This window comes from Salinisphaera sp. SPP-AMP-43 (genome assembly GCF_049568105.1).
Lineage (GTDB): Bacteria > Pseudomonadota > Gammaproteobacteria > Nevskiales > Salinisphaeraceae > Salinisphaera.
Map to the genome: position 1 here is coordinate 4129328 of NZ_CP145335.1, position 16668 is coordinate 4145995.

The window sequence follows — 16668 nt, forward strand, 5'->3', positions numbered from 1 at the left end:
GCACAGTAGTCTTGTCGGCCGCAGCGGGATAGCATCGAACGATCGTGCCGCCCACCCGATTGACTCGGGCGGCCAGGCATTTTCGGGCATACGACAACCGATAAACACGAGGAGCAACCCGATGCGTCTACCGATCCTGACCGCCGCCATGCTGGCCCTGTTCGCACTGCCAGCACTGGCCGCGAACGAGCAGGCCGACGCCATCGCCGGCGTCTGGCAGACCAAGACCGGCGGCTATGTTCAGGTCTATGCCGAGGGCGATACGTTCGCCGGCAAGATCGTCGGCTCGGCAGACGGCAAGGCCCGCTACGACAAGAACAACCCCGATCCGGACAAGCGCGCCCGCCGGCTGTTGGGCCTGACTATCCTGCAGGGGCTCGAATACAAAGGCGACGGCGAATACGACGACGGCAAGATCTACGACCCGAACAGCGGCAAGACCTACAAGGCCAAGGCCACGCTCAAGGGACCGGATACGCTGGACGCCCGCGGCTATGTCGGTTTCAGCCTGCTCGGCAAGACCCAGACTTGGCACCGGATCGATCCCAAGACCGAACGGGTCCATCAGGACCTGTTGCATGAGCCGGTCGGCGCAGCGCCCCAGTCGGGCCAATGAGGGCATCGGGCCGCCCGGCGCCGCAGCCCACATACGCCAGTTCTGCCGATCTTGCACGGCCACCGGCTTGCGCCGCTGGTGCGCCGGCCGGGCACAGACTCTAGAATGGGCGGATGAGCACGCCGAGCGAAACGCCCCTCCAGCCCCATCTGACCCCGGCTCAGAGCGAGGCGTTCGCGCGCGATGGCTTCCTGATCATGCGCCAGCTCGCCAACGTCGAGCGTATCGCTGCGATGCGCAGCCTGACCTTCGATCATCTCGAGCGCGGTATCGAGCCGATCGAATACGAAGCCGATGTCGCCTATCCTGGCGCGCCGGCCTCGCGCGATGCAGCCGGCGGCGACACCGCCCGGCGTTTGCTGGCGGCGTACCAGCGCGACCACTGGTTCTCCGAGTGGGCGGCCGATGCACGGTTGACCGCTATTGTTGCCCAGCTGCTGAATTCGCCGGACGTCTGGTTCACGCCCAATCATCACAACTGCGTGATGACCAAAGCGCCGCGTTTTTCTACCGCCACCGCCTGGCACCGCGATCTGCGCTACTGGTCGTTCCAGACACCGCATCTGGTCAACGCCTGGCTGGCATTGGGCGATGAACACCCGGCCAACGGCTGCATGCGCCTGTTACCCGGATCCCACCGGCTGACGCTGGATGCGGCGCGCTTTGACGAAGCCCGGTTTCTACGCGAGGACGAGCCCGCCAACGCCGAGCTGATCGCCAGCGCGGTCGAAGCCGAACTGGCGCCCGGCGACGTACTATTTTTCGATGCCGGCCTGTTTCATGCGGCCGGCGCCAATACGACCGAGGAGCGCAAGCTGGCAGTGGTGACCAGCTATTTCGGCCGCGACAACGCGCCGATTCCTGGCACCCATTCGGCCCGCGCTCCTGCTATCCACGTTCGAGAGGAATCGCATGCGTAAGCTGCTGTTGGCGGCCCTGCTGGCCGCAACCGTGTTCATTGCCGGCTGTGGCAGCGATACCGACGATGCAGCACTGCCCCAGTTCAAGGGCCAGCAGCGGGTGATCGCGGTATTCCCGGGCTCACCGGATCGTGCCCAGGATCTGACCGATGCGTTCAAGAGTTCGCCGGGCCTAGGGCAGCTCAAGGTAGTCTGGTTCGTGGTCGGCCCACAGGAGATCACCTCGAACAGCGAGGCTCGGCCCGATCGCGACCGGCTCGAAAAATTGCATACGGTGGATGGTTTCCAGAGCGTGCTGGTCGGCTTAGACGGCAAAATCATCGCCAGCCAGCTCGGCGGCCTGGATATCCAGGCGCTGCTCGATTCGCTCAATCAGATGCCGACCGAACAATAGTCCCGTCATGACCGAACCCAAAAGTATCGCCCGCAACGTGCTCGGCGAGCCGCTGGCGGCCTGCTGCCACAGCCCGATCACGGGCTTCTACCGCGACGGGTTCTGCCATACCGGCGACCAGGATCTCGGCCGGCACGTGGTCTGTGCCGTGCTCACCGACGAATTTCTAGCGTTTTCGGCCGCTCGCGGCAACGATCTCGCCACGCCGCGCCCGGAATTCGATTTCCCCGGTCTACAGGCCGGTGATCGCTGGTGTCTATGCGCGGCGCGCTGGGCCGAAGCCCACCAGGCCGGCGTGGCCCCGAGGGTGGCCCTGACCGCAACCCACGAAGCCGCGCTGGAGGTGGTCTCGCTGGCCGCGCTCAAGCCCCACGCCATCGATCTGTCGTGAATACACGAAGCCCCGTTCGGTAACGTGCTCGCACGCGGTTTCGCGGCGCGCTAGGCTGACGAAAATTTAGCGACCGAGCCGATGATGGCGATCGTCGACCCCCTGAGCCAGATCTTTTTACGGCTGGAACGCCGCAACCAGCCGATGCACGTCGGCGGGCTGCAGCTGTTCGAGCGGCCGGCCGACGCCCCGGCCGACTACGTGCATCGGCTTGTCGAACGGGCCCGCGACCAGTGCGGGGTACAGCCGCCGTTCGACAAGCACCTGAAATACCACTTCGGCCAGCCGTTCTGGGTGGTCGATCACGACTTCGACATGGCGTACCACGTCCGGCATCTGGCATTGCCCAAACCGGGCCGGATCCGCGACTTGCTGGCGCTGGTGTCGATGCTGCACGGCACGCTGCTCGATCGCGCCCGCCCACTCTGGGAGGTCTATATCATTGAAGGCGTGAGCGAGGATCGGTTCGCGGTCTATACCAAGTTCCATCATTCGATGATGGACGGCGTATCGGCGATGCGGGTCATGCGGCGGTTTCTATCGATCGAGGCCAATGCCGAGTCGTTTCGAGTGCCCTGGCAGTTGCCGCCGGCCCGGTCTGCCCGCAGCAGCCAGCTGGCGAGCACCTGGCATACGGTACGGGCCAGCTACCGCCAGCTGGCCGCCCTGCCGGCCACTGCGCGTTCGCTGGTCGATGCCTGGCACGATGCCCGCCATGATCCGGACTTCACCGGCCCGACCCAAGCCCCGGCGAGCATGCTTAACGTGCCGGTCAGCGGTTCCAGGCGGTTCGCGGCCCAGGGGTATTCGAAGTCGCGAATTCACACTGTCGCCTCGGCTTTCGATGCCACCATCAACGACGTCGTTTTGGCCATGTGTTCGGCCGCGCTGCGCCGCTACCTGCTGGACCACGACGCCCTGCCCCAGGCCCCGCTGATCGCGATGCTGCCAGTCTCGCTGCACGATGAGGACGACGGCACCGGCAACAAGGTCGGGCTGATGTATGCCAATCTCGCCACCGACGTAGCCGATCCGGGCGACCGGCTGGCTACGATCAAGCGCTCGGTGGACTACTGGAAACGACACTACAAGCGGATGACGCCCGAACAAATTATGGCGCTGGTGGCGAGCCTGAGCGCGCCGGCCGGGCTGAACCTGCTGACCGGACTGGCGCCGCGCCATCAATCATTCAACGTGATTATTTCCAATATCCCCGGGCCGGAAGACACCCTGTATTTCGGCGATGCCGAGATGGTGGGCATGTATCCGCTGTCGGTGGTCATGGACGGCCAGGCCCTCAACATCAGTCTGGTCAGCTATCGAGATTCTCTGGAGTTCGGTTTGACCGCTTGCCGGCGTTCACTACCGAGTGTGCAGAATCTGCTGAAATATCTCGACGACGGCCTGGAGGAATTGATGCCGGCGGCCCCGGCTGCGTCGCAGTAGCTGCAACGCCGGCGTCCGGACACGCGTATCTTCGAGCATGACCGACCAATGCCAGCTCTGCGGCCGCGAGGCAGTCCGTACCACGCGGCATCATCTGATTCCGCGGCGCACCCATCGCTTGAAGCGCATCCGCAAACGTTTCGATCGCGAGGACCGGCTAGGCCGGATCCTGCATGTCTGCCGGCCCTGCCACAGTCATATCCATGCCGTGCTTGGCGAAAAGGAACTGGCCGAGGTCTACAACACCCGAACCGATCTGCTGGCGCATCCCGAGATTGCCCAGTTCGTGGCCTGGATCGCCGACAAACCGGCCGGCTTCCGGCCGAGCATCCGCCGGCCGAAACGCTGACCGGGGCGGCGATCGCCGCCCCGGCATAAGGCGATACTCAGCCGCGGCCCAGGAAGTAGCGCCGCGAGATCGCATCCAGCGAGATCGCGATCACCACGATCGCCCCGCTGACCACGCCCTGCCAGTAGGGTGAGATGCCATACAGCACGATCGCGTTCTGGATGATGCCGATGATGGCCGCGCCCAGGATCGCGCCGAACGGCGAGCCGATGCCGCCGGTGGTCGGCACGCCGCCGATCACTGCAGCCGCGATCGAGGGCAGCACCCAGCTGTCGCCGATCGAAGGCTGGGCAGTGCCGAGCCGGGCCACCATCAGCACCCCGGCGACCGCGGCCAGCGCGCCGGCGATCACGAAGATCAGTACCCGGACCTTGTCGACCGCCACACCCAGCATACGGGCGGCCGGCGTATTGTCGCCGACCGTATAGATATAGCGACCGAACGGAGTGCGGTGCGCCAGCACGGTGATCACGATCATCAGGCCGATCATGATGATGAACGGCACCGGCAGGCCCATGAATTCGCCGCGGCCCAGAAACTGGATCTCGCGTGGAATCCCGGTCACGGCTGTGCCTTGGGTAAGCACCAGGTTGATGCCACTATAGACACCCGCCATGGCGATGGTCAGCACCAGCGAAGGCAGGTTGAACAGCACCACGAACAGGCCGTTGATCAGGCCGAAGATCGCGCCCATCGCGATCGCTGCCGGCATCGCCAGCCAAGGGTCGATGCCGTAGTTGACCATCAGCATGCCGCTGATCACCCCGCACACCCCGCCGATCGCGCCCAGCGACAGATCGAGCTCGCCGAGCAGCATCAGTAGCGCCTGGCCGAGGGTCACGAACCCTAAAAAGGCCAGCGTACGGGCGATGATGGTCATGTTGTAGCTGCTCACGAAATTCGGCGCCAGCAGCGAGGCCGCGCCGAACAACAGAATCAGGACCACCGCGAGGATGATCAGTTGCAGCCCGGAATAGTTGATATCGAGTTTTTTCATGAGGCGGTGTCCTGTCCCACGATGGCCGAGACCAGTGCCTGATTGCTGGCGGCCTCGGCGGTCAGTTCCTTGTTGATTCGGCCTTCGTAGAGGCAGATGAAACGGGTCGCGCACTGGCGCAGCTCGTCCAGATCGGAGGAGACAACGATCACGCCGAGCCCGGCTTCGGCCAACTCGCGAATCAGCCGATAAATCTCGACCTTGGTGCGGACATCGATGCCACGGGTCGGCTCGTCCAGGATCAGCACCTTCGGATTCATCGCCAGCGCCCGGCCGAGGATGGCTTTCTGCTGATTGCCACCGGACAGGGTATTCATGCGCTGGCCAAGCGAGGGCGTTTTGACCTCGAAGCGGTCGACGATCGACTGCACCCGGCGTTTTTCCCGACGCCCAGAAATGAAACCGCCGGCCGAGGTTTCGCCGAACAGCGACACACCAATGTTGTGGCGCACGCTCTGCATCGGCAGTACGCCGTGCTGCTTGCGTTCTTCCGGGATATAGACCAGCCCGTGCTGGATCGCATCGGCGACGTTGCCCGGCGCAAAAGTTTCGCCGTGCAGCACGATCCGCCCAGCACTTGGGCTGCGGGCCCCGCACAGGGTTTGCATGATCTCACTACGACCGGCACCGACCAGCCCGGCAAACCCCAGCACTTCGCCAGCCCGCAGTTCGAAGGAGGCCTCCTCGAAGCCTGGTCCCGACAATCCTTCGACCGACAGCAACACCTCGCCCGGCGCCCGATCCGGGCGCAGCCCGCCTTCCAGTTCGACTTCGCGGCCGGCCATGCGCGCCAGCAGCTGGCGTTCGTCGATATCGGCAATCCGGCTATGATCCACGGCCTGACCGTTGCGCAGCACCGTGACTTCGTCGCCGATCTCGAAAATTTCCTCGGATTTGTGCGAAATAAACACAATCCCCTTGCCTTCATCGCGCAGCCGGCGCACCACATCGAACAGGCGCTCGACTTCGGTAAGGGTGAGGCTCGAAGTCGGCTCGTCGAGGATCAGCGCCGACAGATCGGTCTGGGCACAGGCTCGGGCGATCATCAGCATCTGCTGATCCGAAACCGACAGCTGCCGTGCCTCGTCGCCCGGCCGAGCATCGATGGCGAACGCATCCAGCAGCTCCTGGGCACGTTGTTTCAGCCGGCGTGGATGAATTGCCCAGCTATCCATACCGACCCGGGACAGCGGCAACAGTAGGTTCTCGGTCACGCTCAGGTGATCGAACACACTGACTTCCTGGGGCACATAGGCCACATGCCGGAACAGGGGCGAGCCCGGCCCGGCGGCCTGGCCGTGGATATGCACGGTACCGGCGGTCGCGCGTTCGGTGCCGGTCAGAATCTTGACCAGCGTCGACTTACCGGCGCCGTTTTCGCCGGCCAGCACATGCACTCGCCCTGGCTCGATCGACAACGACACCTCGTCGAGTGCCTTCACCCCGGGATACGTCCGCGTGATCCCCTCGGCGACGATCAGCGCCTGGCTTTCATCGGCCATTACGACATCCTCCATGACGCGAAATCCCGGCAGCCGCGACTGCGGCCACCGGGTGGTGACGCAACGGCGCGTATTAGCGCAGCTCGCCCTTCGGGTTGTCGGCCGTGATGAACAGGATGCCCGTGTTGATATCCTTGGGCGCCCGGATGCCATGGGCCTTTTGATACAGGGTCAGCACGGCATAGAAGCCTTGCATATGCGGCCGCGTCGAGGACGTGGAATCGGCCACGCCGTCCTTGACCAGATTGACCATGTCCGGGAGGTTATCCATGCCGACCAGCTTGACCTTGCCCTTCAAGCCGGCTTCCTGAATCGCCTGTCCGATACCGATCGGGCCCGCGGCATCGGCAGCGACCCAGCCATCCAGATCCGAATGCGCCTGCATGATCGCAGCCGCCTGCTGTTGGCCGGTCTGGATATCATCGTTATCGATGCCTTCGGCGACGATCTCGATGCCGTCGTGCTGGGCAAAGACTTTCTTCTCGCACTCGTTACGGATGCGATGGTTGGGCGCGGTCGGCACGCCTTTCATCAATGCGACCTTGCCCTTGCCGTCCAGCAACTCGACCAGACGATTGGCTGCGATCTTGCCCTGTTCGCAGTAGTCGTTGCCGATCGCCGTGAAATTCATGCCCTTCGGCGGCTCCGAGTCGAAGGCCACCAGATGCACGTTGCGATCCTGGGCATCCTGAAGCACCGGCGCATTGGCCTCGGGGTTGAGCAGGTCCACGGCGATGCCGTCCGCTCCGGTGGCGATCGACTGCTCCAGAATCTGGTTTTGCTGGACCACGTTAGCCTGCTGGGGCGCCTTGTATTCGATCTTGATGGTGTCGCCGGTGGTCTTTTTCAGATATTTGGCGGCATCCTTAGCGCCGTTGTTGACCAGGTCGAACCAGGGGTTCACGACCTTGGGCACGATCACGAAGGTATAGTCCTTGGCCATGGCGGGGCTACTGGCCATGGTGGCCATACCGGCCACCAGGCCGGCGCCGATCAGTAATGTCTTGATGGTCTTCATCATTCTCCTCCAGTCATCCGCGGGTTTTCGCGGTTTGGTTCATAGTTCGGTTGCTGAATCGCGCCGGGCCCCTTGAGGTGTGGTGCGAGTCGGCGCCAGGCGCTTGTTTGAAACAATTACGACGCGGGGTTCGCGGTGTCGCGAACCCTGCCACACCGCTCATATGCCCCATCCACAGCCTCCAGGGCGCTCGTCATGACGACGCTGCCGTGATGTCGCTGGTTTCGAGCTCACCGGCGACCACATCAAGCGCCACGCCGGCCGACATCAGTTCGTCGAGCACTGCCGGCTCGCCCCCCGGTGTCGTCAGCACATGGTCGAAGTCGGATAATCTCGCGAACTGGTGCAGGGCAGATTTGCCGAACTTCGAGCTATCGAAGGCCAATACGCTGCGATCGGCGCTGGCTTTCATAATGCGTTTGGTGCGGACCAGCGCATCGTCCTGTAGATAGCCGCAGCCGCGCTGGACGCCGGCCACCGAAAACACAGCCAGATCAGCGCTGAGGCGTTCCAGGGCCAGGTCGCAGGTCACGCCGAGATAGGCATTCATGGTCGGATCGAAACGACCGCCGAGGCAGATCACGGTATAGCCCTCGTCATAGCGTAGCGCCTCGACCAGCGAGGCGGCATTCGAGATCACCGTCAGCGGCTGGCGCTCGGGCAGGAATTCCAGCAGCGCAGCGGTGGTCGAGCTGTCGTCGAGCATGACCGTCATACCCGGCTCGATGAGGGCTGCCACCCGCCGCGCCAGTGCCTGTTTCGCAGCGAAGCGGTGCCGGGCCCGGTAGTGATAGTTGCTCTCGAAAACCACGCTCGGCAGCACCGTGACCCCGCCGCGTACCTTGCGCACGAAACGCAGATCCACCAAGCGGCTGATATCGCGATGGATGGTCATGCGGCTCACCCCAAAGCGATCGGCGAGTTCGCCGACGCTGGCGGTCTCTCGTTCGCAGAGGAAGTCCAGAATTTCGGTGTGGCGTTCCATCGGATGTGACGTGGCCTCGAAGCAGTTCGAAACACCGATATCGTTTTTTGTCACGGATATCGTGTTACAAACATCATCGACGCTGTGGCAACTGCTGTAACTTAGCGATTGGTCGAAAGCGTGCCGACCGAGCCCCGCGGAGCGATCGACACCGGGCAACCCGAACGCCCGATCACGCCCGACCGGGCACAGGGCCTGAGCCACATCCACCGGGGTTCGGCCGGTATGAGACGTCTTGGGGTTTACACCGATGCCGCCCGGGCTATTACAGCCGACTCTGCCTGGCGCTCGACCGGGCGGCCTATAGTCAGCGGTGCAGACGCCGCGGCTGCTGCGGGTAGACGAGTTCGACCGCGATATCGCAGAAATCGGTAAACAGCCCGTCTACGCCGTAGCCGTAATAATAGGCCGACAGCTCTGTGCCGAGGTCGGTATAGCCCGCCCCCAATTGATCGGCACGAAAAGTATAGGGGTGTACGCACAAACCTCGCCGGTGGGCCTCGACCACCAGTTGCCCAGCGGAATCGGCGATCAGCTGTTTATCGGGACCGATGCCGTCGGCATACGCGGCGATGGCATCCAGTCCGGCCGGGGTGATGTGATCGGCCTCGTCCGGTGAGTCGCCAATCAGCTGGATCATAGGCAGTTCGCTGCCGAGCTGTTCACGCATCAGGCGCAGATGGGTTGCCGAAAAGCTCTGCACGAATACCGGTGCCTCGCGCCCGACATAGCCGTAGTCGGCCAACAGGGCCAATAGCGGCGGCTCTAGGCTCAGATTATGGGCGTCATGAAACGCCGGCTCTTTGGTCTCCGGATAGACGCCCACGCATCGACCACTCTGCCGGTTCAAGGCCGAGATCAAGCCCAGCAATTCGGCCAATGTCGGCACTGCGAAGCCCTGAGCCGCAGCCGAGAATCGACTTTCGAAGACCCGGTCGCCCGCAGCGTCGAAGCGCTCCTGCGCGGCCAGCGTGCGTACTTCGGCCAGGGTGAAATCGGCGGCATACCAACGGCCATCTGCACGAGCCCGGTCGGGGTAGCGGGCTGCGACGTCCGTGGTGCGATCGAGATGGATATCGTGGCAACAGATCAGCACGCCGTCGCGGGTCGCGACCAGGTCGGGCTCGAGAAAATCGGCCCCCAGGGCATAGGCCATCGCATAGGCCGGCAGCGTATGTTCCGGCAGATAGCCGCTGGCCCCGCGATGGGCGATCACGATTTTATCCGACGTCATGGTCTGCCCCGTCACGATATGGACACCAGATTAACGAGCCTGGCCCTGGGACGACAGCGGCCATTGACTCGCAGCCTTGTAAGCCCGCGCCAGCCATAGCAGATGTCTAGGCACCTGCCCCGGCATCCGACACCGCCCGTTTCGCGCCGCTGGCCTTGCCCTACGCGGCCGGTTTCGTTCCAGCCTAGAGCCACATCACGGCTAACGCGACGATACAGATTAGCGGCCAACCCGATTCGTGATTGCGGCGCAGGCGGGCCAACGAGAACCGGCGTTCATCGCCGCTGTGCCAGGGGGTCAGGCGCGGCCAGAAGTGTGGCACGTGAATAGCGTGGCGATGTTCTTGCTCCGGGAACAGGACTTTGAGCCGGCCGTACTCACGCGCGTATTTGCGCGGCATGTAGCTGAACATGAATACCCCGACCCCGATCACGCCGGCTATCCACAGCGTGACGCCGACGGCCGTGCTGGCGTTGCCCGCGGCCAGGGCGATGCCGACTAAAACCGACAGCGAGCCGAGATAGGCCGGATTACGGCTGTGGGCATAGGGCCCGGTCGTGGTCAGGCCCAAATTCTTTTCTAGATGCCCGAACGTCCAGGCCCGGATCACCAGCCCGAGGACTACGAACACACAGCCCCCGATAAACGTCGGCCAGCTCGGCTGCGCCAGTGCCAAAATAAACAAAGCTGCGATATACAGCGCGATCTGGCGCGGAGTGATGCGTCGTTGGCGCAGCCGCTCACGAAACGGGCGGTCGGTTCGACGGTAGGCTTCGCTGGCCATGGGCCCTCTCCCAGCGTTGGAATGAGCGCTTATGCTAACCACGCGGGCACAGGACTGGATTCAACAATAATCAATAAAAAATAAACAAACACCCAAGGATTCGAAAAAATCCCGCGGAGTCTTCGCTATTTCAGACCAAAACCGGGATAAAAGGTGCCCATTACATATTTTATCTTGGATATCTTCGCAAGCCGACCACAGGATGCCGCCGGTGGATCTGACGCTTAGGTCAGACGTTCCCCTGTCCACCAGGCCGTCAGCACGAGCAGGCCGACCACGATCGTCGTAAGCCCATAGTAGAGCGCACCCGCCTGTGGGGTGGGCCAGAGCAAAGTCAGCCCGATCAGCGCCACCAGTGCAGCCAGCAGGACACCCCAGCCCGGCCAGCGTCGGGGGAGCCCCCAGCCCCAGCCGATCCGTTTGCGCGGAAACCACGGATCGCGCGGGCGCAGCTTCATGACGGCCGGTGCCGAATCAGCCCCTCCTGGGCAACCGAGGCCACCAGCCGGCCATCGCGGGCAAAGATCAAGCCGCGCGACAACCCTCGGGCATCCTGGGCCCCTGGGCTGTCCATGGCATACAACAGCCAATCGTCGACGGCCAGATCGCCGTGGAACCAGAGCGCATGGTCGATACTGGCCATCTGCATGCCAGGGCTGAAAAACGACACCCCATGCGGCAGCTGGGCCGTAGTCAAAAGATTGAAATCGCTGGCATAGGTCAGTACGGCACGATGCAGGGCCTGATTCGCCGGCAGCGCGGCCTTGGCACGGAACCATAGATATTGTCGCGGCTCGCGCCGGTCCGGCGCCAGCATGTTCCACGGCGCTACCGGGCGTAGATCGATGGCAATGTCTCGACCCACGGCCTCGCGCAATGATTCCGGCACCCGATCGAGCGCATCGACCCACTCGTGGCGTAGTTCGTCGTGGCTGGCCAACGCTTCTGGCCCCGGCACCTCCGGCATCTCGGCCTGATGCACATAGCCGTCCTCGGGCACATGGAAAGACGCCAGCATGGAAAAGATCGGCCGACCATGCTGGATCGCCTGTACCCGGCGGGTCGAAAAACTACGCCCGTCGCGAATGTTTTCGACTTCGTAGACGATCGCTTTATCCATATCGCCCGGGCGCAGGAAATAGCCGTGCATGGAATGCGCGAAGTGCCCGGGTGTCACGGTACGGGTCGCGGCGACCATTGCTTGGCCGGCGACCTGACCGCCGAACACGCTGCGCCCTCCGAGATCACGGGAACTGCCGCGAAACAAACAGTCTTCAAGCACTTCTAGGTCGAGTTGCGCAAGCAAATCGGCCACCAGGCGTTCGGGCTCGGTCATGGGACAATACGCAGGCGAATGGTGAGGCCAGTTTAGGGCGTTGTCGCGATTCGCGCGACGCAGAATGTCGCCGCGTGATCCCTGCGCCCCTGGTACGGCTTTTCGCAACGCCGCCCGGCCTCAGGTAAAGCACGCACCGATATCACGCATCAGAACTGCTACGGTCGTGTCGATCCCTGTCGGGATCGATGTCAGGCTATTTCCTTCCCCGCCTATGCCCTCGGCTCGGACGACGCCCGCTCGGCCGCCCCGTGCCACGCAACCGGGGTTGTGCACATCGACCCAAACCACACTGCTGCCTCATGCCAACGACTGATCTTGCCGTCTTCCCGCTGTCTACCGTGGTGTTTCCGGGTGGCATCCTGCCGCTGCGGATCTTCGAACCGCGCTATCTCGACATGGTCTCCCACTGCATGAAAAACGCCACGGATTTTGTGATCTGCGCGGCCCAGCCGGCGGCTTCGGAGGATGGCTTTGCCGAACCCCGGGATATCGGCACCCGGGTGTCGATCATCGATTTCGATCGTCTCGACGATGGCCAGCTCGGCATCACTGTTCGGGGTACAGAACGCGTGGCGATCGCCGATACCCACCAGACTGGCAATGGCCAGTGGTGGGCCACGGCGACCCCGTGGCCCGAAGCTGAGGACGGCCCTTGTCCGATCGAATTCGCCGTACTCAAGCAGGTCGCGGCGGCCATGATCAAAGACAGCGGACAGTCCTACGAGGCCCAGGCCTCGGACTACGATTCGGCGAGCTGGCTATCGGCCCGTCTGACCGAGTTGCTGCCTTTTGACGCGGCCACCAAGCACGAGCTGCTGGCCATCGATGATCCCAAGGAACGGCTATGTCGTATCCGACCGATGATCGACATCGAAAACTCCGGCGGTCGAGCCGGATAACAAAGGACGAGCATGACACGAGGGAACAAACGACCGAGTCACGGGCTGCACAAGGCCGCGCAAGGCGCTGCCGGCAGCTTGCTGATCGTCGCGGTCGCGGCCTGTGCGACCGCGACATCGCCAGCCGATACCGCCCATACCCAGACCGACGCGGCCCCGACCACCTCGACTACGATGGCGCAGGGCACGACCGCACCCGAGGTCGGCCAGAACGGCGCGCTCCAGCAGTCGCCCCTGCGCCAGGCCATGACCCAGCGCACGGAGATGACCGGCGACAACGCGGCGGGCACTGCCCTGAAAAGCTTCTATGCCGATCGCGACCAACGCCCGGTCTGGTTCGACGACCAGGGCCGGATCACTGATCGCGCCGTTGCCCTGGTCGACTACGTCGGCCAGATCGGCCGCCAGGGCCTGCTGCCGACCGACTATCTGGATTCCTCGTCGGCCCAGCGCGTCACGGCCGAGCCACCGGCTAGCCCGTCTGACCTGGCCGACGACGAGATCACCCTGAGCCAGACATTCCTGATCCTGGCCCGCGATCTGCACCACGGCCGAGTCGACGACGACTCGATCCGTGCCCAGTGGCCGACGCCGAACAAGTCGGTCGACTATCGCCAGGCTCTGAGCCAGGCCAGCCAGGGCAACCCAGGCGACGTGCTGGACGCATTGGCGCCCCAGCAGCCGGCCTATAAAAACCTGATCGGCGCGCTGGCGGCCTATCGCAAGCTCGAAGACAACGGCGGCTGGCCGACGATCGACGACGGCCCGGTGCTCAAACAAGGCATGACCGATCCGCGGATCGCCGTGCTTTGGCAGCGTCTACAGGTCACTGGCGACGCACCGGCCGAACTGTCGGCGCCGCAGCAATACGACACCGTCATCATGGATGCCGTGCGCCACTATCAAAAACGCAACGGCCTGAAGACCGACGGCGTATTCGGGCCAAATACGCGCAAGGCACTGAATGTGCCCGTGACTCGGCGGATCGAGGAAATCCGGGTCAATCTCGAGCGTTGGCGCTGGATGCCGGATTCGTTCGGCGATCGCTATATCGCGGTCAACGTTCCGGATTTCTCACTGCGCGCGGTCAACGGCGAGCAAAGCCTGAACATGCCGGTGATCGTGGGCGGCAGCTACAACGACCGAGCCACACCGATCTTTGGCGACATGATGCGCTATCTCGTGTTTCGACCGTTCTGGAACGTACCGGCCGGCATCGCCGCCGACGAGATCGTGCCGGAAGTCCGCAAGGATCCGAACTATCTGGCGTCCAAGAACTATCAGATCGTCAAACGGTTCAGCCCGGATGCCCAGCCGATGGCGGTCACCCCTGCCCATATCGATGCCGTGGCCGCAGGCAAGCTGCATATCCGGCAGGCCGGCGGCCCGAACAACGCCCTCGGTCTGGTCAAGTTCATCTTCCCGAACAAGCACGCCGTCTATCTACACAGCACCCCGGCCGATCAGCTGTTCAACCGCACCGATCGCGACTTATCACACGGCTGCGTACGCGTCGCCGACCCCGAGGGGCTCGCGGCCTTCGTGCTGTCCGACAAATCGGCATGGAGCCAGCAACATATTGACAGCGCCATGCACACTGGCCAACGTCAACGTGTCGACCTGCCTGAGCCGATCCCGGTGTATCTGATGTACTGGACTGCCTTCGTCAAAGACAACACCGTCAACTTCCGGTCCGATCTCTACGATCACGACCCGAAGCTGGATACGGCTCTGACCGCGACTTCGGCCCAGAGCACGTGAAGCGACCCGGCCGAGTCTTCGGCATACTGCTGTTCGCGGTCGGCGCCGGCTGGGCGTCGACCGCGACGGCCCAGACACCGCCTGACGCACCCGGCTTCGCTGTGCATATCGACGACCGGCTCATCGATCACAGTGTGGGCAGCACTTTCGTCCGCCAGGGGCGCGCCGTGCGTGTAGCGGCCAGCGATCTGCCGTCGGATGCGCGAATGCGCCTCGACAGTGCCGGCTTGGCGAGCCATCGCCTCGACGATCAAGACTGGCGCATCCAAGCGCCGGAGACGCCTGGCGTGTATCCGATCACGCTGCATAACCAGGCCAGTGGCCAGACACGTCGGCTCAACCTGTTCGTCATGCAGCCCTTCGACCCGAGCCAGCGCGCAATCAACGGCTATCGCATCGGCCACTATCAGCCCCAGCCGCTGCACAATCTCGAAGTCTATGAACCGCCGCAGGCGCTGATGCCGGTTGCACAAGCCGATACCGATGCCCGGCTGTCGCCGCATTTCACGATCGGCCAGTTTCTATGCCATCAACAACCGGGGCACTGGCCGAAGTATTTGCGGCTGCGTTCGACGCTGGTGGCCAAACTGGAAGCGATCGTCGCCGCTCTCAACCGACGCGGTATCGCGGCCCAGACGCTGACTGTGATGAGCGGCTATCGAACGCCGCAATACAACGCCGCAATCGGTAACACCACCACCTATTCTCGCCACCTGTTCGGCGGCGCGGCCGATATCTATGTCGACACCAACGGTGACGGCCGTATGGACGATCTCAACGGGGACGGCACGGTCGATGTTGCCGATGCCCGTTGGCTGGCCCGTCTGATCGACTCGCTCGGCGAGGCCAAACCGCGCTTCGTCGGCGGCCTGTCGGCCTATTCGGCCAACTCGGCGCATGGGCCGTTCGTGCATACCGATGTCCGCGGGGTAGCCGCACGCTGGTAGCCGCACCGGCTCGCTCGGCACTTGCCCGAGTGCTGCATCGGCGCCTACTAAGGCTTTGAACCGCAACCCGGCGCCACGCTTGGCACACGGCTTCAGTCGATCGCGTCGTCAACCAGATCGCGAAGCGTATCGCGTAGATCATCGGCCGCATTATCGGTATCCAGGTCGTGGCGATCCTCGAGATAGCGCGGCTGGCTGTAGTTGATATGTACCACGCCATCGGTGTCCTGGCTGACCAGCATCCGTACCGGCAGATCCACGGCCACGGTCTGGCCGCCGGCGATCAGGCGTGCCTGCGGCCGCCCGGCGTTGAAGATCACCAGTGTCGAAGGATCGTCGTTGGCATCCAGCATGCTGCCGATCTGGCGGGCGGCCTCGCGGTGATCGATCTGGGCGACGAGCTGCAGGTCGTTGTCATCGCCAATCGCTTCGACCAGCTGATCGAGCGTGGTATCGAAATCGTTGTCGCTGGTGCGATCGACCAAGCCCTGCCCCTCGCTGAGGGTATCGACCCGGCCTTGGCGTGAAATATCGTTGCCGGCGACATCCGCAACCAACGATTCCTGGTCGCTTTCCAGGGCGTCGAGGGCGTCCTGGGCATCGGCGACGTCGTAGCACGCTGCCAGATAATCGCTGCTGTTGTAGGCCACGCCGACGTTGTCGTTGTTGTCGTTATCGTCGTCGTCGCGATAGACGAGCACCGCCGGCGGCAGATCGAGCCCGGCACGCCGGTCGGCCGCGATAATCGGTGTGATCCGGTTCGCATCGTCGTAGAGGATCACCCGGGTCGGGCGGATGTCTTCATCGGTATCCGCGGCCTCGGCCGCCAGATCCACGCTGACCACGCGATAGTAGTTCTGGCGATCTACACGATCGGCCAGATTCTGATAGGTCTGATCGAACTGATAATCCGAGATCGCAACATCGAGCCCCGGAATATCGGTGTCCTCGATATCGGCAGTGTTGTCGTCGTTGTCGCTGGAATCGAACGTGTCGCTCCAGTCGATATCGCAGGCCGTGAGACCGACCACTAAAAGCGGGATCACAATCACGGGCCAGCGTCTACGCATCAGGGCCATATCGGGC

General features: G+C 63.4%; 18 protein-coding genes. 9 read left to right on the forward strand and 9 right to left on the reverse strand.

Annotated features, from left to right (window positions below; all coding sequences use genetic code 11):
- Positions 1-121 precede the first annotated feature (121 nt).
- The 6 genes from V5738_RS17830 to V5738_RS17855 all read left to right on the forward strand — a co-directional run bounded on the left by V5738_RS17830 (position 122) and on the right by V5738_RS17855 (position 4116).
- The gene (locus tag V5738_RS17830) at positions 122-616 is read left to right on the forward strand and encodes a DUF2147 domain-containing protein (protein ID WP_423822172.1); all 495 of its coding nucleotides are present in this window, start codon (positions 122-124) and stop codon (positions 614-616) included.
- A gap of 113 nt (positions 617-729) precedes the next feature.
- A complete protein-coding gene (locus V5738_RS17835) occupies positions 730-1536 on the forward strand; it encodes a phytanoyl-CoA dioxygenase family protein (RefSeq protein WP_423822173.1) in 807 nt (268 codons plus the stop codon).
- Positions 1529-1930: a hypothetical protein gene (locus V5738_RS17840; protein WP_423822174.1), complete on the forward strand. Its 402-nt coding sequence runs from the start codon at positions 1529-1531 to the stop codon at positions 1928-1930. The genes V5738_RS17835 and V5738_RS17840 overlap by 8 nt, the downstream gene beginning before the upstream one ends.
- Before the next feature lie 7 nt (positions 1931-1937).
- A complete protein-coding gene (locus V5738_RS17845; RefSeq protein WP_423822175.1) occupies positions 1938-2321 on the forward strand; it encodes a DUF2237 family protein in 384 nt (127 codons plus the stop codon).
- A gap of 84 nt (positions 2322-2405) precedes the next feature.
- The gene (locus tag V5738_RS17850) at positions 2406-3767 is read left to right on the forward strand and encodes a WS/DGAT/MGAT family O-acyltransferase (RefSeq protein ID WP_423822176.1); all 1362 of its coding nucleotides are present in this window, start codon (positions 2406-2408) and stop codon (positions 3765-3767) included.
- Positions 3768-3804: 37 nt separating this feature from the next.
- A complete protein-coding gene (locus V5738_RS17855) occupies positions 3805-4116 on the forward strand; it encodes a hypothetical protein (protein ID WP_423822177.1) in 312 nt (103 codons plus the stop codon).
- 37 nt (positions 4117-4153) lie between these two features.
- Here the strand turns inward: V5738_RS17855 and V5738_RS17860 are convergent, their stop codons facing one another.
- From V5738_RS17860 to tesB, 8 genes are all read right to left on the reverse strand, one after another.
- The gene (locus tag V5738_RS17860) at positions 4154-5113 is read right to left on the reverse strand and encodes an ABC transporter permease (protein ID WP_423822178.1); all 960 of its coding nucleotides are present in this window, start codon (positions 5111-5113) and stop codon (positions 4154-4156) included.
- Positions 5110-6630, reverse strand: a complete 1521-nt coding sequence (locus tag V5738_RS17865) for a sugar ABC transporter ATP-binding protein (protein WP_423822179.1) — start codon at positions 6628-6630, stop codon at positions 5110-5112. The genes V5738_RS17860 and V5738_RS17865 overlap by 4 nt, the downstream gene beginning before the upstream one ends.
- A 58-nt stretch (positions 6631-6688) precedes the next feature.
- A complete protein-coding gene (locus V5738_RS17870; protein WP_423822180.1) occupies positions 6689-7633 on the reverse strand; it encodes a substrate-binding domain-containing protein in 945 nt (314 codons plus the stop codon).
- Between the two features lie 193 nt (positions 7634-7826).
- A complete protein-coding gene (locus V5738_RS17875; protein WP_423822181.1) occupies positions 7827-8672 on the reverse strand; it encodes a DeoR/GlpR family DNA-binding transcription regulator in 846 nt (281 codons plus the stop codon).
- A gap of 253 nt (positions 8673-8925) precedes the next feature.
- Complete coding sequence (gene glpQ / locus V5738_RS17880) at positions 8926-9852, reverse strand: glycerophosphodiester phosphodiesterase (protein ID WP_423822182.1); 927 nt, start codon at positions 9850-9852, stop codon at positions 8926-8928.
- 184 nt (positions 9853-10036) lie between these two features.
- On the reverse strand, positions 10037-10636 hold the full coding sequence (locus V5738_RS17885) for a methyltransferase family protein (RefSeq protein WP_423822183.1): 600 nt from the start codon (positions 10634-10636) through the stop codon (positions 10037-10039).
- Positions 10637-10860: 224 nt separating this feature from the next.
- Positions 10861-11094, reverse strand: a complete 234-nt coding sequence (locus tag V5738_RS17890; RefSeq protein WP_423822184.1) for a hypothetical protein — start codon at positions 11092-11094, stop codon at positions 10861-10863.
- Complete coding sequence (gene tesB, locus V5738_RS17895) at positions 11091-11972, reverse strand: acyl-CoA thioesterase II (RefSeq protein ID WP_423822185.1); 882 nt, start codon at positions 11970-11972, stop codon at positions 11091-11093. Before tesB ends, V5738_RS17890 begins: the two co-directional genes overlap by 4 nt.
- Before the next feature lie 302 nt (positions 11973-12274).
- Here tesB and V5738_RS17900 point away from each other — a divergent pair, with 302 nt between their 5' ends.
- Genes V5738_RS17900 through V5738_RS17910 form a run of 3 tightly spaced genes read left to right on the forward strand, consistent with a single transcriptional unit; the run spans position 12275 to position 15582 of the window.
- Positions 12275-12874 carry an LON peptidase substrate-binding domain-containing protein gene (locus tag V5738_RS17900; RefSeq protein WP_423822186.1) on the forward strand — a complete coding sequence of 200 codons (600 nt, stop codon included), beginning with the start codon at positions 12275-12277 and terminating at the stop codon, positions 12872-12874.
- 12 nt (positions 12875-12886) lie between these two features.
- Positions 12887-14635, forward strand: a complete 1749-nt coding sequence (locus V5738_RS17905; RefSeq protein ID WP_423822187.1) for a L,D-transpeptidase family protein — start codon at positions 12887-12889, stop codon at positions 14633-14635.
- Positions 14632-15582 carry a D-Ala-D-Ala carboxypeptidase family metallohydrolase gene (locus V5738_RS17910; protein WP_423822188.1) on the forward strand — a complete coding sequence of 317 codons (951 nt, stop codon included), beginning with the start codon at positions 14632-14634 and terminating at the stop codon, positions 15580-15582. Before V5738_RS17905 ends, V5738_RS17910 begins: the two co-directional genes overlap by 4 nt.
- A 92-nt stretch (positions 15583-15674) precedes the next feature.
- Here V5738_RS17910 and V5738_RS17915 read toward each other — a convergent pair whose 3' ends face one another.
- Positions 15675-16652: a DUF302 domain-containing protein gene (locus V5738_RS17915; RefSeq protein ID WP_423822189.1), complete on the reverse strand. Its 978-nt coding sequence runs from the start codon at positions 16650-16652 to the stop codon at positions 15675-15677.
- Positions 16653-16668: the final 16 nt, after the last annotated feature.